Consider the following 20,177-nt stretch of genomic DNA (forward strand, 5'->3'; position numbering starts at 1 on the left):
TAAGCCTCACAGCGCCGATGGTACTGCAGGGGGGACCCTGTGGGAGAGTAGGACGCCGCCGAACAATTTTTCCGGGAAACCCCGCACCTTCTGGTGCGGGGTTTTCTGCGTTTCCGTGCAGTTTTCAGGACGTGCAGGGAATGGAATGCGGGCCCTTTCCAGGGCCCGCATCGCCTCAGAGACGTCCGCCCGCTTTCAGGGCCAGGTAGGCGTCCGCCAGCGCCGGCGCGAGCTCGTCCGGCGTCGCGTCCACGACCGTAACGCCGTGGCGTCGGAGTTGTTCGGCGGTACGGTGGCGTTCCGACTGGGCCTGGGCCGCTGCTGCGGCCTCGTACACCGCGTCCGTCGTACCGCGGGAGCGAGCCATGGCGGCGATGTGCGGGTCGGCGACAGACGCCACCAAGACCGTGTGCCGCTGGGTGAGTTGGGGGAGGACGGGGAGGATGCCCTCCTGGAACGGGGCCGCGTCGAGGGTCGTGAACAGGACGATCAACGAGCGGCGTGGTGCCGTACGCAGAGCGGTCGCCGTGAGGCCCCGGGCGTCCGTTTCGACGAGTTCCGGTTCGATGGTGGCCATGGCGTTGACCAAGGACGGCAGGACGTCGCCTGCCGTGCGGCCCTGGACGAGGGCGCGTACGCGGCGGTCGTAGGCGAGCAGGTCGACGCGGTCGCCCGCCCTGGAGGCCAGGGCCGCGAGGAGAAGCGCCGCGTCCATCGCGGCGTCGAGACGCGGGGCGTCGCCCACGCGGCCGGCCGAGGTACGGCCTGTGTCCAGGGCCAGGAGGATGTGCCGGTCCCGTTCCGGGCGCCAGGTGCGTACGGCGACCGAGGACTGGCGGGCGGTCGCGCGCCAGTCGATGGAGCGGGTGTCGTCGCCGGGGACGTATTCGCGCAAGCTGTCGAACTCTGTGCCCTCACCGCGTTGGAGGACGCTCGTGCGGCCGTCCAGTTCTCGCAGGCGGGCCAGTTTCGACGGGAGGTGCTTGCGGCTGGTGAAGGGCGGGAGGACGCGGACCGTCCAGGGGACGCGGTGGGTGCCCTGGCGGGTGAAGAGACCCAGGGGGCCGTACGAGCGGATGGTGACGCGGTCGGCCCGGTGGTCGCCGCGTCGGGTGGGGCGCAGGCGGGTGGTGATGCGGCGGCGTTCGCCCGCCGGGACGGTGAGGCGGTGGCGGGAGGCCGCGGTCTCGGTGCCGGGCTGCCAGCTGCTGGGGGGCCAGGCGTCGCGCACGTGAGCGCGCAGCGGGCGGCGGGAGGGGTTGGTGACGGTGAGCGTGATGTCCGCGGGATCGCCCAGGCGGACGGAGGTGTCGCCGGAGCGGGTCAGGCCGAGGCGCCGTACGGGTGCCGCGAGGGCGAAGTCGCAGGCGCAGGCTACGGCCAGTGGTGCGTTGACGGCGAGGATGCCCGCCCAGCCGGGTTCCCAGAGGCCGATGGGAAGGGAGCCGAGTGCCGCGAGGAGCGCGGTGCGTCCGGTGAGTGCCATCAGCGGGGGACGGGGACGTGGGTGAGGATCGCGTTGATGACCGAGTCGGCGGTCACGCCCTCCATCTCGGCCTCCGGGCGGAGTTGGACGCGGTGGCGGAGGGTGGGGAGGGCCAGGGCTTTGACGTCGTCGGGGATGACGTAGTCGCGGCCGGTCAGCCAAGCCCAGGCGCGTGAGGTGGCGAGCAGGGCGGTGGCGCCTCGTGGTGACACGCCGAGGGTGAGGGACGGCGATTCGCGGGTGGCGCGGCAGATGTCGACGACGTAGGCGGTGATCTCGGGGGAGATCGTGGTCTTGGCGACGGCGGCGCGGGCCGCTTCCAGGTCGGCGGCGGTGGCGACGGGGCGTACGCCGGCGGCGTGCAGGTCGCGTGGGTTGAAGCCGGCGGCGTGGCGGGTGAGGACGTCGATCTCGTCCTCGCGGGAGGGGAGCGGGATCGTCAGCTTGAGGAGGAAGCGGTCCAGCTGGGCTTCCGGGAGGGGGTAGGTGCCCTCGTACTCGACCGGGTTCTGGGTCGCGGCGACCAGGAACGGGTCGGGGAGCGGGCGGGGGGTGCCGTCGACCGTGACCTGGCGTTCCTCCATGGCTTCGAGGAGGGAGGACTGGGTCTTGGGCGGGGTGCGGTTGATCTCGTCCGCGAGGAGGAGGTTGGTGAAGACGGGGCCGGGCTGGAAGGAGAACTCGGCGGTGCGGGCGTCGTAGACGAGGGAGCCGGTGACGTCGCTCGGCATGAGGTCCGGGGTGAACTGGACGCGCTTGGTGTCCAGTTCGAGTGCGGACGCGAGTGCGCGGACGAGCAACGTTTTGGCCACCCCGGGGACTCCTTCAAGGAGAACGTGTCCGCGGCAGAGCAGAGCGACGACGAGGCCGGTCACGGCGGGGTCCTGGCCGACCACGGCCTTGGCGATCTCGGCGCGCAGGGCTTCGAGGGCGGCCCGGGGGCTGCCCGGATGCCCGGTCTGCCCGGCGTTGTCAGTGGTCGGGTCCATCATGGACGGCGTACCTCTCTTTCGAGGGCGTCGAGTTGGTCGGCGAGGGTGATGAGGGCCGCGTCGTCGTGCGGCGGCGGGCCGAAGAGGAGGGTGTGCAGGGGCTGTCCGTCACCGTGGAGATGGGCGGACAGGGCGGGGAGCAGGGCCTCGGGCGCGTGCGCCTGGGTGACGGGGACGCCTACGAGGGGGGCGAGGCGGGTGCGGGTGGTGGAGCGGAGAGCGGCGGCCGCGCGGTCGCGGGCGTTCGCCTTGCGGTAGAGGCGGGCGCGGCCTTCGACGGTTTCGGAGGCGCGGATCGCCACGGGGAGTTTTTCGGGGACGAGGGGGCCGAGCCGGCGTGCCCGCCAGAGGGCGGCCAGGGCTACGGCGATGAAGAGTTGCAGGGTTCCCCACAGCCAGCCCGAGGGGAGCAGGTCCAGCAGGCTCTGCTCGTCGTCGGGGTCGGTGGCGGTGGTGTCGGACAGTGAGGGGAGGTACCAGACCAGATGGGGGCGGGAGCCGAGGAGTTGGAGGGCGAGCGAGGCGTTGCCCTGCTCGTCGAGGCGTTTGTTGAAGAGGATGTCGGGCGCGCCCAGGACGACGGTGTCGCCGTTCCCGGAGGCCGGCAGGCGCAGGAGGGTGGCGAGGCGGCGGCTGGGGTAGCACTCGTCGGCGTCGAGGCGGGTGGTGGTGTAGCGGATGCCGCCGGTGTCGGCGGTGCCGGCGCGGCGGGCGGCGGGCAGGTCGCAGTCCGGGGAGAGGGTGGAGTCGGCGCTGGTGGCGGGGTCCGCGGTGACCCCGGGCGCGAGTGTCTCGACGGAGGTGGTGCCGGGGGCGACGAGGAGGGTGCGTCCGCCGGACTCCGCGGTGGCCGTGTGGAGTTGCCGTTGCTGACCGGCTGTCAGCAGGTCGGGGACGGCGACGAGGAGGGTGGTGTCCGGGCCGGCGGCGTTGCGTGCCTCGTCGAGGGTGGTGACCACGCGGGTGTGCACGCCGCGGTCGGCGAGGAGCTGGGCGACGGCGCGGCTGCCGAGGGGGTCGGCGGAGCGCGGGTCGAGGGTGCCGTGCCGGTCGTTGGAGCGGACGACGGCGATGGCGATCGCCCCGGCCAGCAGCAGCACCAGGGCGAGGGCGATGCCGCGGGTGCGGGTGAGGACCTGGCGGGCGGTGGGGGAGGCCGAGGTGGACGGGAGCGTGGCCTCGGTCGTCATCCGGCGGCTCCCTGGCGGCTGTTGTTGTCGGTGCTGGGTGCGCTGCTCGCGAGGTGGGGCCTGCTGCGTTCCAGGTCGCGGTCGAGTTCGGCGATGCGGTGGTACGACTGCTCGGACGCTCTGCGTCCGCCGTACGTGACGTCGTCGAACTCGCGGGCGGCGGCGCGGAGTCGGTCGGTGTGGGCGGGAAGGGTGCGGCCCGCTTCGGCTGCGGCCTCGTCGGCGGTGCGGCCGGGGCGGGTGTCGAGGAGGGCGCGTTCCTCCAGGGCGCGGACGATGGCGCGCATGCGTTCCTGGAGGGCCTGGTTCCAGTGGCCCTGGGCGGCGTGGGCCTCGGCGGCCGCGCGGTGGTCGGCGGCGCTGCGCGGGCGGTCGTCGAAGAGCGCGGCGGAGAGGGCGGGTTGGCGGCGCGGGGTGCCGAGGCGCCACCAGAGGGCGGCCAGGACGGCGATGACGGTCACGATGATGACGACGAGTCCGACGGCCCCGCCGGGTGCGGCGGTGGAGGCGGCGCCGAAGAGTTTGTCGAGCCAGTCCCAGAAGGCGTTGAGGGCGCGCTCCACCGGGCTGGGGTCGTTCTCGTGGTACATGCCCTTGGACAGTTCGCGCCGGGCCGCCTCCCGGGCGGGGCCACGGTCGATGACGACTGGGGGGCCGTCGTCGCCGCGCGCCGACGACAGGATCTCGCCCGCGCGCAGCAGGGACCGTACGGGCGGCCCGGCGGCGGGGGGCAGTGCCGGTGCCGTGGTGAGGACCTCCCCCGTCAGGCTCACCGCATCAGCTCCTGGGAGTGGTGGGGGACGTGTTGTAGCCGGGGAGACCGGCGGCGCGGCCCAGTTCGAGGTCGAGGGCTTCGCGGCGGATGCGCTGGTCGATGTAGAGGAGTACGGTCACGCCGGCCGTGATCGGGAAGGTGATCATGGAGCCGATCACCGCGCCGATGCCGCTGATGATCAGGAAGGCCCAGCCGGGGCTGCCGCTGCTGTTGACGAAGCCGGAGATGCCGTCTCCGCTGGAGGCGGCGCCGAGCAGGGTGAAGGGGACGACGATGATCGCCGCGACGATGTTCGCGATGATCATGGCGAGCAGCTGGATGCCGAAGACCCGCCACCAGGAGCCGCGGACGAGCTTCACGGAGCGGCTCATGGACTTGCCGATGCCCTGCTTCTCCAGCATCAGCGCGGGGGAGGCCAGGGAGAAGCGGATCAGCAGCCACAGGGCGACGACGCCGGCGCCGAGGCCGCCGAGGACGATGAGGCCGGCTCCCGCCTCGACCTGGCCCGAGACCGCCAGGAGGATGCCGGGGAGGGCCCCGAGGGCGCCGAGGCCCACGGCGATGAGGAGCAGCAGGAAGATCAGGCCGAAGAGTCGCGGCAGCTGGGGGCGGGCCTCCTGCCAGGCCTCGCGGGCCGTGACGGACCGGCCGAGGACGGCGCGGCTGGTGACCGTGGTGAGCAGGGCGGTCGCGATGACCATGCCGATCATCTGGATCAGGGAGACGACCGCGCTGTCGAGCATGACGTCGCCCATGGCGCGGGTGATCTCGCTGAGGGTGGCGCTGGGGTCGTCGAGGGCGTCGGTGCTCGCCCTGTCATTGAGGACGAGGCCGCGCAGAAGCACCGTGACGACCTCGATGACGACGGCGACGGTCAGGGAGATGCCGAGCACGGTGCGCCAGTGGGTGCGCATCGTGGACACCGCGCCGTCGAGGATCTCGCCCACGCCGAGCGGGCGCAGCGGGATCACGCCGGGCTTGGCGGCGGGCGGGGGACCGCCCCAGCCGGCGCCCCAGGCGCCGTAACCGGCGGGGCCGGGGCCGCCGTAGCCGCCGGGGTGCTGAGGGGCGCCCCAGCCGGGGCCGGGCGGCGGGGGCGGCGGGGTCTGGCCGGGCTGCTGCGGGGCGCCGGTGGGCGCGGACCACTGTCCGGGCGGCGGCTGAACGGGGGACCATTTCGCGGCGGGGCCGTGCGGGTTCTGGTCCGGCTGGTCCGCGGGCTGTGCCTGGTCGGCAGGCGGGTGGCCGCCGGGCTGCGGCCCGTCGGAGGGGGCGGATCCGGGCGACGCCCAGCCCGGAGTGTCGTTCATCGTCGCTCCTTCACGGTGCCCGTCCGCGGTCGCGGCGGCAGGTTGGCAGCCATCGTGCCATGGGGTGGTTCTCGGGGTACCGGCCGAGGTCGGGGCTGTACACCTTCAATTGTCCGCCGGATAAGGGGCAGACTGACGGCATGGCTGATCAGTACGCGCAATCCGGCGAGGACAAGCAGCCCACCGGGATCCCCGCGATTCGATGGGAGGAGCCACCCGAAGGACCCGTTGTGGTCCTGCTCGATCAGACGAGGCTGCCCGCCGAGGAGGTGGAGCTGGTCTGTACGGACGCGTCCGCGCTGGTGGAGGCGATCGGTTCGCTCGCCGTGCGCGGGGCGCCGCTGCTGGGCATCGCGGGGGCGTACGGCGTCGCGCTCGCCGCCGCGCGCGGCTTCGACGTGGACGAGGCCGCGACCGCGCTGGCCGGTGCCCGGCCCACCGCGGTGAACCTGTCCGTCGGGGTGCGCCGGGCGCAGGAGGCGCACCGGGCCGCGCTGGCCGGGGGCGGCTCTCCCGGCCAGGCGGCGCAGGCGGCGCTCGCGGCGGCGCGGACGCTGCACCGGGAGGACGCCGAGGCCAGTGCGCGGATGGCGGAGCACGGGCTGCGGCTGCTGGAGGAGCTGCTGCCGGGCGGCGGGCACCGCATCCTCACGCACTGCAATACCGGGGCGCTGGTGTCGGGTGGTGAGGGCACGGCGCTCGCGGTGGCGCTGGCTGCGCACCGGGCGGGGCAGCTGCGGCGGCTGTGGGTGGACGAGACACGTCCGCTGCTGCAGGGTGCCCGGCTGACGGCGTGGGAGGCGGCTCGGCACGGCATGGCGTACTCGCTGCTCACCGACAACGCGGCGGGGTCGCTGTTCGCGGCCGGTGAGGTGGACGCGGTGCTGATCGGGGCCGATCGCATCGCGGCCGACGGGTCGGTGGCGAACAAGGTCGGCAGCTATCCGCTGGCGGTGCTGGCGCGCTACCACCATGTGCCGTTCATCGTGGTGGCGCCGGCGACGACGGTCGACCTGGACACGCCGGACGGGGCGTCCATCGAGGTCGAGCAGCGGCCGGGGTACGAGGTGACGGAGATCAGCGCGCCGCAGGCCCCGGTGACGGGGGCCGGCGGGGGCATCCCGGTGGCGCCGCTGGGCGCGCAGGCCTACAACCCGGCGTTCGACGTGACGCCGCCGGAGCTGGTGACGGCGATCGTCACCGAGGGCGGTACTGCGTCGCCGGTGACGGCCGAGTCCCTCGCGGAGCTGTGCGCCCGCTCGCGGCAGGAGGCGCTGGGCTAGCGCGGCGGTCCGTGTTCTCCCGCACGCCGCGCGTGGGCGCGGGCGTGCGGGAGGCGTGTGTGCCGTTCGTGCGTGTGCCGTTCGTGCGGGTGTCGTTCGGGGCGGCGGTCCCTGGGGCGGAGTCTCCGAGGTCGGCCGCTGCCGCTTCTTGCGCGCGCGCACGGCGACGGCTGAGATCATCGAGGGGCCACAGGCCGCCTCGCGGCGTCATCCCCGCACCCGGTGGGGACATCGGCACGGCACCGGGAGACGAGGGCAGACAGTGACGGCTCGGTACGACTATCGTCACAGGCCAGTGAGCTGCCTCACCACGCCGACAGACACTGTTACGAGAATGGGATGATGTCGTTTATGAAGGGACGAGTCCTTGTCGTCGACGACGACACCGCACTGGCCGAGATGCTCGGCATCGTGCTGCGTGGTGAAGGTTTCGAGCCGTCTTTCGTGGCCGACGGCGACAAGGCGCTGGCTGCATTCCGTGAGGCCAAGCCCGATCTGGTGTTGCTGGACCTGATGCTGCCCGGCCGGGACGGCATCGAGGTGTGCCGCCTGATCAGGGCCGAGTCCGGGGTGCCGATCGTGATGCTCACGGCGAAGAGCGACACCGTCGACGTCGTGGTCGGCCTCGAGTCGGGGGCGGACGACTACATCGTCAAGCCGTTCAAGCCGAAGGAGCTCGTCGCGCGGATCAGGGCGCGGCTCAGGAGGTCGGAGGAGCCGGCTCCGGAGCAGCTGGCCATCGGTGACCTGGTCATCGACGTGGCCGGGCACTCCGTGAAGCGGGACGGGCAGTCGATCGCGCTGACCCCGCTGGAGTTCGATCTGCTGGTCGCGCTGGCCCGCAAGCCCTGGCAGGTGTTCACCCGTGAGGTGCTCCTGGAGCAGGTGTGGGGCTACCGGCACGCGGCGGACACGCGGCTGGTCAACGTGCATGTGCAGCGGCTGCGCTCCAAGGTCGAGAAGGACCCGGAGCGGCCGGAGATCGTGGTGACCGTCCGTGGTGTCGGTTACAAGGCCGGGCCGAGCTGACATGTCCGGGGACAGTGCCGCTTCGGCGCCCGGCCGGTCCGGGGCCGGTGCCGGGCGGCCTGTCGGCCGGAAGGCGGCGGGTTCGCGCTGGGGACGCCTGCTGGAGGACGGGCTGCTGCAGGGCGGCGTCCAGGGCAGCCCGGTCGTCCGCCTGTTCATGCGGTGGGTACGCCGTCCGCTGCTGCCGGTGATACGGCTGTGGCGGCGCAACATCCAGCTCAAGGTCGTCGCCACCACGCTGCTCATGTCACTGGGCGTGGTGCTGCTGCTGGGCTTCGTGGTGATCGGGCAGGTCCGCAACGGGCTGCTGGACGCCAAGGTGAAGGCCTCGCAGAGCCAGGCCACGGGCGGGTTCGCGGTGGCCAAGCAGAAGGCCGACGAGGCCGCGGCCGGCACCGACGACGACGCCTCCGGGGTGGACGGGCGGCCCGCGCCGAACGTCATCGAGTGGATGAGCAATCTGGTGCTGTCGCTGTCCAGCGGCGGTCAGGGTGCCTTCGACGTGGTGACCCTGCCCGCGGGCGAGGACAGCGCGGGCGGCCGCGGTCCGCGTGCCTCCGGCTTCGTCGTCCCCTCCGCCAGCGTGCCCGAGGATCTGCGTGAGCGGGTCGACTCCGGTACGACGGCGGCCCAGAGCTACACACGGATCGTCTACTACAACGGCAAGGAGTCCCAGCCGGGACTGGTCATCGGCAAGAAGGTCAACGACCCCAACGGCAACCCGTACCAGCTGTACTACCTCTTCCCGCTCACGCAGGAGGAGAAGTCCCTCAGCCTGGTCAAGGGCACGCTGGCCACCGCCGGGCTCTTCGTCGTCGTACTCCTCGGGGCCATCGCGTGGCTGGTGGTGCGGCAGGTCGTCACGCCGGTGCGGATGGCGGCGGGGATCGCGGAGCGGCTGTCGGCCGGGCGGCTGCAGGAACGGATGAAGGTCACCGGCGAGGACGACATCGCGCGGCTGGGCGAGGCGTTCAACAAGATGGCGCAGAACCTCCAGCTGAAGATCAACCAGCTGGAGGACCTGTCGCGGATGCAGCGGCGGTTCGTGTCCGATGTGTCGCACGAGCTGCGTACGCCGCTGACGACCGTGCGGATGGCGGCGGACGTCATCCATGAGGCGCGGGAGGACTTCGACCCGGTGACCGCGCGGTCGGCGGAGCTGCTGGCCGATCAGCTGGACCGGTTCGAGTCGCTGCTCGCGGACCTGCTGGAGATCAGCCGGTTCGACGCGGGCGCGGCGGCGCTGGAGGCGGAGCCGATCGACCTCAGGGACGTCGTGCGGCGTGTGGTCAGCGGGGCCGAGCCGCTCGCCGAGCGCAAGGGCACGCGGATACGGGTCGTCGGCGACCAGCAGCCCGTCATCGCCGAGGCCGACGCCCGGCGGGTCGAGCGCATTCTGCGCAACCTCGTCGTCAACGCCGTCGAGCACGGCGAGGGCAAGGACGTGATAGTCAAGCTCGCCGCGGCGGGCGGCGCGGTCGCGGTCGCGGTGCGCGACTACGGCGTCGGGCTCAAGCCGGGCGAGGCGACACGCGTGTTCAGCCGGTTCTGGCGGGCCGACCCGGCACGCGCGCGTACCACGGGCGGTACCGGCCTCGGGCTGTCCATCGCGCTGGAGGACGCGCGGCTGCACGGCGGCTGGCTGCAGGCGTGGGGCGAGCCCGGTGGTGGCTCGCAGTTCCGGCTGACGCTGCCCAGGACCGCCGACGAGCCGCTGCGGGGCTCGCCGATACCGCTGGAACCGAAGGACTCGCGGCGCAACCGCGGGCTCGACGACGCAGGTCTGCCGCGCGGCGAGAAGACCGCCACCGTGCCGGCCCAGCCGAACGGGGACAAGGGCACGCCGCTCGCGTCGCGTTCGGCGATACCGCCCCGGCTGTCGGCCGTGCCGCCGACGGCCGATCCGACGGCGCTGCCCGGCAACGGCGCGCGTGTCGTGCCGCGGCCGGGCGGCGGGACGCTGCGACCGGACGGGGCGGGGCGTCGGGAGAGGGGGCCTGCGGGGCCTGGCGGGTCGGCGGGGGCCGCGAGGGCGGGTGACCCGGGCGGTTCCGGTTCCGGCACGGGCCGGGCCGATCGTCCGGAGGCAGGGCGCGCGGATCACGAGGAACGTACAGGGCGGCCCCAGCGGTCTGAGCAGTCCGAGCCGTCCGCGCGGTTCGGTGGAGCGGCAGGGGCCGAGGGCGCCGGTGGTGGCCGGGGCTCCGCCGGGGCTCAGCAGTCCGATCATCAAGGGGAGGCGTTCCGTGGGCGGTGACCGCAAGGGGGGCGCCCGGCGTACGCCGGTGCGCGCGGTGGCGTACGCCGTCTGCGGGGTCGTTCTGCTGGCCGGGTGCGCCTCGATGCCCGACAGCGGGGATCTGCGCGGGGTGGAGTCGACGCCGCGGCAGGACTCGCAGGTGCGGGTCTTCGCCATGCCGCCCCGGGAGGGGGCGCTGCCCTCGGAGATCGTGCAGGGCTTTCTGGAGGCCCTGACCAGCGACGACCCCACGTATGCGACGGCACGGCAGTACCTGACGAAGCAGGCGTCGGCCCACTGGAGGCCGGAGCGGTCCACCACGGTGCTCGAGGACGGGCCCGGCACGGAGGCCGACCGTTCCGCGGACCGGGAGGACGGTGACGACTACTCGTTCACCCTGACCGGGACCCGGGTGGCCACGATCGACGAGCAGCAGTCGTACACGCCCGCTCCGGGGACGTACCGGCAGCCGGTGCACCTCGTGCGGGACCGGAAGACGGGCCAGTGGCGCATCGACGGACCGCCGCCCGGGGTCGTCATGGGCAGGTCGGACTTCCAGCGCAACTACATGTCCGTCGACAAGTACTACTTCGCCTCGAACGGGGCCCAGACGTCCGGCGCGCCTGTGGCGGTCGCCGATCCCGTGTATGTGCGGGAGCGGGTGAACCCCATGACGCAGATCGTGCGGTCGGTGCTGACCGGCCCCACGAGATGGCTGCGGCACGTGGTCCGGTCGAGTTTCCCCACCGGTACGGCGCTGGCCGACCGGGCCGGCACGCTGACGCCGGACGACCAGAACAAGCTGACCGTGCCGCTCAACGACAAGGCCGCGCGGGTGGGGCGGGGCAAGTGCGAGGAGATGGCGGCCCAACTGCTGTTCACCCTGCAGAAGCTGACGCCCGCGGTGGACGAGGTCGAGCTGAAGTCGGGCGGCCGGCATCTGTGCTCCCTCAGTGAGGACCGGGCCGACGCGGTCGCCGTGCGCGGTTCGCAGAAGCATCCCGAGTACCTGTACTTCATCAACGGCGACGGCCGGCTGGTGCGGCTGGCCGGCGGCAGCAGCGGCATCAAGCCCGACCCGGTGCCGGGGCCGCTCGGCGAGGGCGCCGTGCAGCTCGGGGCGGTGGCGGTCTCGCGCGACGAGCACGAGGCGGCCGGTGTCACCGCCGACGGCGCCAGGCTGTACGTCGCGTCGATGGTGTCGGCCAGCTCGCTCGACGGCAGCCTGGTCACCAGCAAGGGCAAGACCGAGCGGGAGCGGCTGACGACGCCCAGCTGGGACGCGCGCGGCGACCTGTGGGTGGCCGACCGCAACCCCGCAGGCGGGGGACTGTTCATGCTGGCGCAGGGCGCCGGGAAGCCGGTGCGGGTGGCGCTGCCGGGGCTCGACGGCACCATCCAGGACGTGCGGGTCGCCGCCGACGGGGTGCGCATCGCGCTGGTCGTCGAGAAGGGCGGCAAGCAGTCCTTGGCCATCGGCCGGATCGAGCGCGGGGACGGCAAGGACGGCGGGCAGCCGGAGGTGTCCGTCCTCGAACTGCGGTCATCCGCGCCGGAGTTGGAGGAGGTCGCGGCCATCTCGTGGGCCGGTGACAGCCGGCTCGTGGTGGTCGGGCGCGAGGAGGGCGGCGTGCAGCAGATGCGGTACGTCCAGGTCGACGGCTCCACGCCGGAGGGGCCGGCGCCTGCAGCGCTGACCGGGGTGCAGGAGATCGCCGCCTCCGAGGACGACCGGGTGCCGCTCGTCGCCCACTCGGTGGACGGCATCGTGCGGCTGCCCTCCGGGGGGCAGTGGGAGAAGGTCGTGAAGGAAGGGTCGGCGCCGGTTTATCCGGGGTGAGTCACCCGTCTTCGCCTCTTTCTCGGGGCGGAGGCATGCATCCGCTTTTACCGCTGTTTCCGGCCGGACCGCGGTTACTCACTCGTATGGGTGAGGGACCGTGGAGAAAGCGCGGAGTTTTCCACAAGGCGTTTTCCACAGGGCTGGTCGGGTCCCGCGGGTGTTGGCACAGTGGAGTGCATGCGGGGGTGGTGGCAGGACCTCACCGACCTGGTGCTGCCGGCCGAGTGCGGAGGCTGCGGAAAGCCTCGCACGGTGCTCTGTCCCGAGTGCCGTGCCGCCCTGACCGGGGCCGTACCGAGCCGGGTGCGACCGGTGCCGGAGCCGCCCGGGCTGCCGGTGGTGCACGCGGCGGCCCGGTACGCCGACGAGGTGCGCGCGGTGCTGCTGGCCCACAAGGAACGGGGCGCGCTGGCCCTGGCGGCTCCCCTGGGCGCGGCGCTGGCCCGGGCGGTGCGGGCAGGGCTGGAGTCCGCCGACGGCCGTCAGGTGCTGCTCGTTCCCGTGCCGTCCGCGCGCGGTGCGGTGCGGGCGCGGGGGCACGATCCGGTGCGGAGGACGGCGCTCGCGGCCGCGGGCGACCTGCGGCGGAGCGGGATGCCGGTGCGGGTGGCCGCCGTGCTGCGGCAGCGGCGTCCCGTGGCCGACCAGTCGGGGCTGGACTCCCGGCAGCGGCAGGAGAACCTGGCGGGCGCGCTGTCGGTGGTGTCCGGCGGGGGCCGGCTGCTGGCGACGGGCTCGGTGGTGCTCGTCGACGACCTGATGACGACGGGTGCCTCTCTGGCGGAGGCCGCCCGCGCCGTCCGGGAGGCGGTGAGCGCGGAAGCGGGCTCTGCGGAGGTGTCGGCCGTGTACGGGCGGGCCACTCGGGAAGAAAGAGGGGAACACCGGGCCACGGGGACGGAAGGGAACCCTGGGACCGGGGCGTCGGAAGGGAGCGTGGCGGAGATGCCCGTCGTGCGGGGAGACGCGGGGGTCCGAGTGCCTGGTGGCGGGCTGTGCGCGGCGGTGGTCGCCGCTTCTCCCGATGCTTTCGCAATAAACCGGAACTGACAGCAAAGTTGCGTCGTTGCAGGTAATGAGAGAGCCAATTCACCGGAACGGAGGTACGCCGCGGTAGAGGGTGACGACATCCGTCCGGGCGAGATATGTTCGGTTGTGAGGGAAAGCCGCAGGCCATGCCCCTCAAATCCGAATGCCGTGCTGCGGGATCGCGGTAATCGCCCGCAGCCCTGGGGGTGTAGATCTTGCCCTTGGGGGAGGAGGAGGTGGACGTCACCGAGTCCGAGGTTCCGGCACTCACCGGAGCCTGGTGCAAAAGGGAGATGCTCCGCCAGTGATGCGGAGTGATCCGGGAACGGAGTTCTGCGTGGACATCGTCGTCAAGGGCCGCAAGACCGAGGTGCCCGAGCGGTTCCGCAAGCACGTGGCCGAGAAGCTGAAGCTGGACAAGATCCAGAAGCTCGATGCCAAGGTGATCAGCCTCGATGTCGAGGTGTCCAAGGAGCCCAACCCGCGACAGGCCGACCGCTGCGACCGAGTGGAGATCACGCTCCGTTCCCGCGGTCCGGTGATCCGGGCGGAGGCGGCGGCCAGCGATCCGTACGCGGCACTCGACCTGGCCGCGGAGAAGCTGGATGCCCGGCTGCGCAAGCAGCACGACAAGCGTTACACGCGCCGCGGAGCCCGCAGGCTCACGGCAGCAGAAGTTGCCGACCACGTTCCGGGAGTGGCGACGCTCAACGGAAACGGCCTTCCCGTCCCGGCGGAAGAGTCCGACAGCGTGCCCACCAAGAAGATCGGCTCGCTGGAAGTGCAGGGCGAAGGACCCCTCGTGGTCCGCGAGAAGACACACGTCGCCTCCCCGATGACGCTCGACCAGGCCCTCTACGAGATGGAGCTGGTCGGCCACGACTTCTATCTGTTCGTCGACTCCGAGACCAAGGAGCCCAGCGTCGTCTACCGACGCCACGCCTACGACTACGGCGTGATCCACCTCAGGACGGACACGATGGTCACCCGGTCCCACACCCCCGAAGCGGGCGGAACGCTGGGCGGCTGACACTCCGGACGACAGCTGGGCCGGTGCCCCTGGAGCGCGGCGTGCGCCCCCAGGGGCACCGGTGTGCGACCCTTCGCCCACCGTGCTGTCACCGCGTTGTCGTCCGGACATGGAATCATGGCGGCAACGGCTCAACCGGTGGGCCGGCGCCTTGGGTTGGCGATGGCTCAGGACCACAGGCCACAGCCTCAGGGGGAGGAACGATGGCGGACAGCTTCGGACCGATGCGGGACGAGGACGCCGACGGCGGCGTCGACGGCATGGGCCCGGAGGCGGGCTCTCCACGCAAGGAGCCGATCAGAGTCCTGGTCGTGGACGACCACGCCCTGTTCCGCCGTGGCCTGGAGATCGTGCTCGCCGCCGAGGAGGACATCCAGGTCGTGGGCGAGGCCGGCGATGGTGCCGAGGCCGTCGACAAGGCCGCCGACCTGCTGCCCGACATCGTCCTGATGGACGTGCGGATGCCCAAGCGGGGCGGGATCGAGGCCTGCACCTCCATCAAGGAGGTCGCCCCCAGCGCCAAGATCATCATGCTGACGATCAGCGACGAGGAGGCCGACCTCTACGACGCGATCAAGGCGGGCGCCACCGGCTACCTCCTCAAGGAGATCTCCACCGACGAGGTGGCCACCGCCATCCGCGCGGTCGCCGACGGACAGTCCCAGATCAGCCCCTCCATGGCCTCCAAGCTGCTCACCGAGTTCAAGTCGATGATCCAGCGCACCGACGAGCGGCGGCTGGTGCCGGCGCCGCGGCTGACCGACCGGGAGCTGGAGGTCCTCAAGCTCGTCGCCACGGGGATGAACAACCGGGACATCGCCAAGGAACTGTTCATCTCCGAGAACACCGTGAAGAACCACGTCCGCAACATCCTGGAGAAGCTTCAGCTGCACTCCAGGATGGAGGCCGTGGTGTACGCGATGCGGGAGAAGATCCTCGAGATCCGGTAGCCGTAACCGGGCTGCCGGGCAGGCGGGCTGCCGGGCAGGCGGCCAGACGGCCAGGCGGCGGTGGGTCAGCCCACGGTGCGGGACAGCTCCGCGGTGAGCGGTTCGCGCAGCTCGGGGGCGTCGACGCGTTCGACCCGGACGTTGGTGCAGTCGACCCAGGTCGCCGCCTCCAGCAGGGCCTGGGCCACCGCCGGGACCGCCTTGGGGCCGTCCAGGGTGACCTGCTTGGCGACCAGGGTGCGCCCCTCGCGCGCCGGGTCCACCCGGCCGACGAGGCGCCCGCCGGCCAGTACCGGCATAGCGAAGTAGCCGTACACCCGCTTGGGCTTCGGGACGTACGCCTCCAGGCGGTGGGTGAAGCCGAAGATCCGCTCCGTGCGGGCCCGTTCCCAGATCAGGGAGTCGAACGGGGACAGCAGCGTCGTGCGGTGGCGGCCGCGCGGCGGGGTCCGAAGGGCCGCCGGGTCCGCCCAGGCCGGCTTCCCCCAGCCCGCCACCGTGACCGGGACCAGGCCCGAGTCGGCGATCACCGCGTCGACCTGCTCGCCCTTGAGCCGGTGGTAGTCGGCGATGTCCGCGCGTGTGCCCACGCCGAGGGCCTCGCCGGCCAGGCGGACCAGGCGGCGCAGGCATTCGGTGTCGTCCAGGTCGTCGTGCAGCAGGTCGGCCGGGACGGCGCGCTCGGCGAGGTCGTAGACGCGCTTCCAGCCGCGGCGCTCCACACACACCACCTCGCCGTACATCAGGGCGCGTTCCACGGCGACCTTGGTGCCGGACCAGTCCCACCACTCGCTCGTGCGCTTGGCGCCGCCCAGTTCAGTGGCCGTCAGCGGTCCCTCGGCGCGCAGTTGCTTGATGACCTGGTCGTAGGTGCCGTCGGGGAGCTGGTGGTTCCAGTGCGGGCGGTCGCGGTAGGCGCGGCGGCGGAAGGCGAAGTGGGGCCACTCCTCGATGGGGAGGATGCAGGCGGCGTGCGACCAGTACTCGAAGGCGTGGGTGTCCTTCCAGTAGGCGTCCTCGACGGTCTTGCGGCCCACGGCGCCGAGGCGGGCGTAGGGCACCAGCTCGTGGGAGCGGGCCAGGACGGAGATCGTGTCCAGCTGGACCGCGCCGAGATGGCGGAGCACGCCGCGGACGCCTGCGCGGCGGGCGGCGGCGGGCATGCCGAGAAAACCCTGGGCGCGGAGGGCGATGCGGCGGGCTTCGTCGGCCGAGAGTTCTGTCGTCGGGCGCGAGGTCGTCATGAAGGCACGGTAGGGGGTGGGACTGACAGCGGGCTATGAGCTGGGGTTTTCGGGGTTACCTCGGCGACGGGTCGGGAGCCGGGAGGTAAGGGGCCGTCGACGGGAGGCCCAGGTCCGAGGGGAGGAGGGACGCGACCCAGCAGTCCCGGCGCACGCCCTTGTTGTTGACTGCGGAGCGCAGCGTGCCCTCCACGGTGAAGCCGGCGCGCAGGGCGACGGCCCGGGAGGCGTGGTTGCCGACCTCGGCGCGCCATTCGACCCGGTCGACGGCGATGGCGGTGAACGCCCAGTGCGAGGCGGCCACGGTGGCCTCGGTGAGGTAGCCGCGGCCGCGGTGCTCCTTGGTGGCCCAGAAGCCGATCTCGGCCACCCCCAGGGAGCGCATCGTCAGCCCCACCATGCCCACCAGCTCCTCCCCTTCGGGGAGGAAGACGCCGAAGGTGTACATGGAGCCGTCGGCCCAGCCGTCGGGGACGACCTGTTCCGTGAAACCACGCGCGTGCTCGCGGAGGTACGGCGAGGGGATCGTCGTCCAGCGCTGGATGTCGGGGTCCTGGGCGGCGGCGTACACCGCGTCGGTGTCCTGCGGGCCCACCGCGCGCAGGAGCAGACGGCCGGTGGTGAGCGTGACGGGTTCCATCGGGCGATTCTGCGCGGGGCCGGCCCGGACGCGCCATCTTTTCGCCGTGCGTGAAGAGGCGATCACAATTCGCGCAATTCGTCGGAGTGATCCGGCACCATCCGCGGGGCCCGGACGTTGTCCCCATCGAAGGAGATCAGAACGGCGGCGGTCACGCCTCCTTACAGCAGGCCTCCCGGCGCAGCGGGGTCCTCGCATACGATGGCCGTTGCTCAGTAAGTCAAATCGAAACCGACCGTCCCAGGCCCGACCGGCAAGGAGACCAACCCCCGTGTCCGTCCTCTCGAAGATCATGCGTGCAGGCGAAGGCAAGATCCTGCGCAAGCTGCACCGCATCGCGGACCAGGTCAACTCCATCGAAGAGGACTTCGTCGACCTCTCCGACGCCGAGCTGCGGGCCCTCACCGATGAGTACAAGCAGCGGTACGCGGACGGGGAGAGCCTTGACGACCTGCTCCCCGAGGCCTTCGCGACCGTCCGCGAGGCCGCCAAGCGCGTCCTCGGCCAGCGGCACTACGACGTCCAGATGATGGGCGGCGCCGCCCTGCACCTCGGGTATGTGGCCGAGATGAAGACCGGTGAGGGCAAGACTCTCGTCGGCACGCTCCCGGCGTATCTGAACGCGCTGTCGGGAGACGGCGTCCACATCGTCACGGTCAACGACTACCTGGCCGAGCGCGACTCGGAGATGATGGGCCGCGTCCACCGCTTCCTCGGCCTGTCCGTCGGCTGCATCCTCGCCAACATGACGCCGGCGCAGCGCCGCGAGCAGTACGCGTGCGACATCACCTACGGCACCAACAACGAGTTCGGCTTCGACTACCTGCGCGACAACATGGCGTGGTCGAAGGACGAACTGGTCCAGCGCGGCCACAACTTCGCCATCGTCGACGAGGTCGACTCCATCCTCATCGACGAGGCCCGTACGCCGCTGATCATCTCCGGTCCGGCCGACCAGGCCACGAAGTGGTACGGCGACTTCGCCAAGCTGGTCAAGCGCCTCAAGCGCGGCGAGCCGGGCAACCCGCTCAAGGGCCTGGAGGAGACCGGCGACTACGACGTCGACGAGAAGAAGCGCACGGTCGCCATCCACGAGTCCGGCGTCAGCAAGGTCGAGGACTGGCTGGGCATCGACAACCTCTACGAGTCGGTGAACACCCCCCTCGTCGGCTACCTGAACAACGCCATCAAGGCCAAGGAACTGTTCAAGAAGGACAAGGACTACGTCGTCATCGACGGCGAGGTCATGATCGTCGACGAGCACACCGGCCGTATCCTCGCCGGCCGCCGCTACAACGAGGGCATGCACCAGGCGATCGAGGCGAAGGAAGGGGTGGACATCAAGGACGAGAACCAGACGCTCGCCACGATCACCCTGCAGAACTTCTTCCGCCTCTACAACAAGCTCTCCGGCATGACCGGTACGGCGATGACCGAGGCCGCCGAGTTCCACCAGATCTACAAGCTCGGCGTGGTCCCGATCCCGACCAACAAGCCGATGGTCCGCAAGGACCAGTCCGACCTCATCTACCGCACCGAGGTCGCCAAGTTCGAGGCGGTCGTCGACGACATCGCGGAGAAGCACGAGAAGGGCCAGCCGATCCTCGTCGGCACGACCTCCGTGGAGAAGTCGGAGTACCTGTCGCAGCAGCTGAGCAAGCGCGGCATCCAGCACGAGGTGCTCAACGCCAAGCACCACGAGCGTGAGGCGCAGATCGTCGCGCAGGCCGGCCGCAAGGGTGCCGTGACCGTGGCCACCAACATGGCCGGCCGTGGTACGGACATCAAGCTCGGCGGCAACCCCGAGGACCTCGCCGAGGCCGAGCTGCGCCAGCGCGGCCTCGACCCGGAGGAGCACATCGAGGAGTGGGCGGCGGCCCTGCCCGAGGCGCTCAAGCGCGCCGAGGCGGCGGTCAAGGCCGAGAAGGAAGAGGTCGAGGCGCTCGGCGGCCTGTACGTGCTGGGCACCGAGCGGCACGAGTCGCGCCGTATCGACAACCAGCTGCGCGGTCGTTCCGGCCGTCAGGGCGACCCCGGTGAGTCGCGGTTCTACCTCTCCCTCGGCGACGACCTGATGCGTCTGTTCAAGGCGCAGATGGTCGAGCGCGTGATGTCGATGGCGAACGTCCCCGACGACGTGCCGATCGAGAACAAGATGGTCACGCGCGCGATCGCGTCCGCGCAGTCGCAGGTCGAGACGCAGAACTTCGAGACCCGTAAGAACGTCCTGAAGTACGACGAGGTCCTCAACCGGCAGCGCGAGGTCATCTACGGCGAGCGGCGCCGCGTCCTGGAGGGCGAGGACCTGCACGAGCAGATCCAGCACTTCATGGACGACACGATCGACGCGTACATCGCCGCGGAGACCGCCGAGGGCTTCCCCGAGGACTGGGACCTGGACCGGCTGTGGGGCGCCTTCAAGCAGCTCTACCCGTGCAAGGTGACCATCGAGGAGCTGGAGGAGGCGGCCGGCGACCGGGCCGGGCTGACCGCCGAGTTCATCGCCGAGTCCATCAAGGACGACATCCACGAGCAGTACGAGGCGCGCGAGGCGCAGCTCGGCTCCGAGATCATGCGTGAGCTGGAGCGCCGGGTCGTGCTGTCCGTCCTGGACCGCAAGTGGCGTGAGCACCTCTACGAGATGGACTACCTCCAGGAGGGCATCGGCCTGCGCGCCATGGCGCAGAAGGACCCGCTGGTCGAGTACCAGCGCGAGGGCTTCGACATGTTCAGCGCCATGATGGACGGCATCAAGGAGGAGTCCGTCGGCTACCTGTTCAACCTGGAGGTCCAGGTCGAGCAGCAGGTCGAGGAGGTCCCGGTGGAGGACGCCGCGCCGGCCGCCGAGGGCGTGCAGGACGCGGTGCCCGCGCAGGCGGGTGCCCGGCCGGAGATCCGCGCCAAGGGGCTCGACGCGCCCCAGCCGCGCAACCTCCACTTCACCGCGCCGACCGTGGACGGCGAGGGCGGTGTCATCGAGGGCGAGTTCACCGCCGACGGCGAGCCGGTCCGCTCCGAGGCCGACGGTCTGACCCGTGCCGAGCGCCGCAAGCAGGCGCGTGCGGGGCGGCGCCGTAAGAAGTGACGCGGGCTCCTCGCCGGACGGGGAGCTGTGGTGAGAAGGGCCGGGCACCGGA

General features: G+C 71.7%; 15 protein-coding genes and 1 rRNA gene. 9 read left to right on the top strand and 7 right to left on the bottom strand.

Annotation, left to right across the window (positions count from 1 at the left end; genetic code table 11):
- Positions 1–64: ribosomal RNA gene (gene rrf, locus IE308_RS37580) — 5S ribosomal RNA — on the top strand; the annotation flags it as partial.
- Positions 65–175: 111 nt separating this feature from the next.
- On the opposite strand, the gene IE308_RS19025 is transcribed toward rrf, so the two are convergent.
- The 5 genes from IE308_RS19025 to IE308_RS19045 are packed head-to-tail and all read right to left on the bottom strand — an operon-like array spanning position 176 to position 5,753.
- Complete coding sequence (locus IE308_RS19025; RefSeq protein ID WP_190218868.1) at positions 176–1,486, bottom strand: DUF58 domain-containing protein; 1,311 nt, start codon at positions 1,484–1,486, stop codon at positions 176–178.
- Positions 1,486–2,475 (bottom strand): AAA family ATPase, encoded by a 990-nt coding sequence (locus IE308_RS19030; protein WP_110628547.1) that lies wholly within the window; start codon positions 2,473–2,475, stop codon positions 1,486–1,488. Before IE308_RS19030 ends, IE308_RS19025 begins: the two co-directional genes overlap by 1 nt.
- A complete protein-coding gene (locus tag IE308_RS19035) occupies positions 2,475–3,668 on the bottom strand; it encodes a DUF4350 domain-containing protein (protein WP_190218869.1) in 1,194 nt (397 codons plus the stop codon). The genes IE308_RS19030 and IE308_RS19035 overlap by 1 nt, the downstream gene beginning before the upstream one ends.
- Positions 3,665–4,441 carry a DUF4129 domain-containing protein gene (locus tag IE308_RS19040; RefSeq protein WP_190218870.1) on the bottom strand — a complete coding sequence of 259 codons (777 nt, stop codon included), beginning with the start codon at positions 4,439–4,441 and terminating at the stop codon, positions 3,665–3,667. The genes IE308_RS19035 and IE308_RS19040 overlap by 4 nt, the downstream gene beginning before the upstream one ends.
- 4 nt (positions 4,442–4,445) lie before the next feature.
- Positions 4,446–5,753: a DUF7847 domain-containing protein gene (locus IE308_RS19045; RefSeq protein WP_190218871.1), complete on the bottom strand. Its 1,308-nt coding sequence runs from the start codon at positions 5,751–5,753 to the stop codon at positions 4,446–4,448.
- Between the two features lie 140 nt (positions 5,754–5,893).
- On the opposite strand from IE308_RS19045, the gene mtnA reads away from it, so the two are divergent.
- From mtnA to IE308_RS19080, 7 genes are all read left to right on the top strand, one after another.
- Entirely contained in the window at positions 5,894–7,036 is a 1,143-nt protein-coding gene (gene mtnA, locus IE308_RS19050; RefSeq protein WP_190218872.1) for an S-methyl-5-thioribose-1-phosphate isomerase, read from the top strand.
- Between the two features lie 339 nt (positions 7,037–7,375).
- Positions 7,376–8,065: a two-component system response regulator MtrA gene (gene mtrA / locus IE308_RS19055; RefSeq protein ID WP_187283109.1), complete on the top strand. Its 690-nt coding sequence runs from the start codon at positions 7,376–7,378 to the stop codon at positions 8,063–8,065.
- Between the two features lies 1 nt (position 8,066).
- Positions 8,067–10,322 (top strand): MtrAB system histidine kinase MtrB, encoded by a 2,256-nt coding sequence (mtrB, locus tag IE308_RS19060; protein ID WP_190218873.1) that lies wholly within the window; start codon positions 8,067–8,069, stop codon positions 10,320–10,322.
- Positions 10,312–12,144, top strand: coding sequence for an LpqB family beta-propeller domain-containing protein (locus IE308_RS19065; RefSeq protein WP_190218874.1), 1,833 nt, complete (start codon positions 10,312–10,314; stop codon positions 12,142–12,144). The genes mtrB and IE308_RS19065 overlap by 11 nt, the downstream gene beginning before the upstream one ends.
- Before the next feature lie 180 nt (positions 12,145–12,324).
- Positions 12,325–13,197 carry a ComF family protein gene (locus IE308_RS19070; protein ID WP_190218875.1) on the top strand — a complete coding sequence of 291 codons (873 nt, stop codon included), beginning with the start codon at positions 12,325–12,327 and terminating at the stop codon, positions 13,195–13,197.
- A 316-nt stretch (positions 13,198–13,513) separates the two neighbouring features.
- Positions 13,514–14,206: a ribosome hibernation-promoting factor, HPF/YfiA family gene (gene hpf / locus IE308_RS19075; RefSeq protein ID WP_373314527.1), complete on the top strand. Its 693-nt coding sequence runs from the start codon at positions 13,514–13,516 to the stop codon at positions 14,204–14,206.
- Positions 14,207–14,409: 203 nt separating this feature from the next.
- Positions 14,410–15,156, top strand: coding sequence for a response regulator (locus IE308_RS19080; RefSeq protein WP_110628538.1), 747 nt, complete (start codon positions 14,410–14,412; stop codon positions 15,154–15,156).
- Between the two features lie 65 nt (positions 15,157–15,221).
- Here IE308_RS19080 and IE308_RS19085 read toward each other — a convergent pair whose 3' ends face one another.
- The gene (locus IE308_RS19085) at positions 15,222–16,400 is read right to left on the bottom strand and encodes a winged helix-turn-helix domain-containing protein (protein WP_190218876.1); all 1,179 of its coding nucleotides are present in this window, start codon (positions 16,398–16,400) and stop codon (positions 15,222–15,224) included.
- Positions 16,401–16,455: 55 nt separating this feature from the next.
- Positions 16,456–17,040, bottom strand: coding sequence for a GNAT family N-acetyltransferase (locus tag IE308_RS19090; protein WP_190218877.1), 585 nt, complete (start codon positions 17,038–17,040; stop codon positions 16,456–16,458).
- A 271-nt stretch (positions 17,041–17,311) separates the two neighbouring features.
- Here IE308_RS19090 and secA point away from each other — a divergent pair, with 271 nt between their 5' ends.
- Entirely contained in the window at positions 17,312–20,125 is a 2,814-nt protein-coding gene (secA, locus tag IE308_RS19095) for a preprotein translocase subunit SecA (RefSeq protein WP_110628535.1), read from the top strand.
- The last annotated feature ends 52 nt before the right edge of the window (positions 20,126–20,177 follow it).

This window comes from Streptomyces griseosporeus, assembly GCF_014656055.1.
Lineage (GTDB): Bacteria > Actinomycetota > Actinomycetes > Streptomycetales > Streptomycetaceae > Streptomyces > Streptomyces griseosporeus.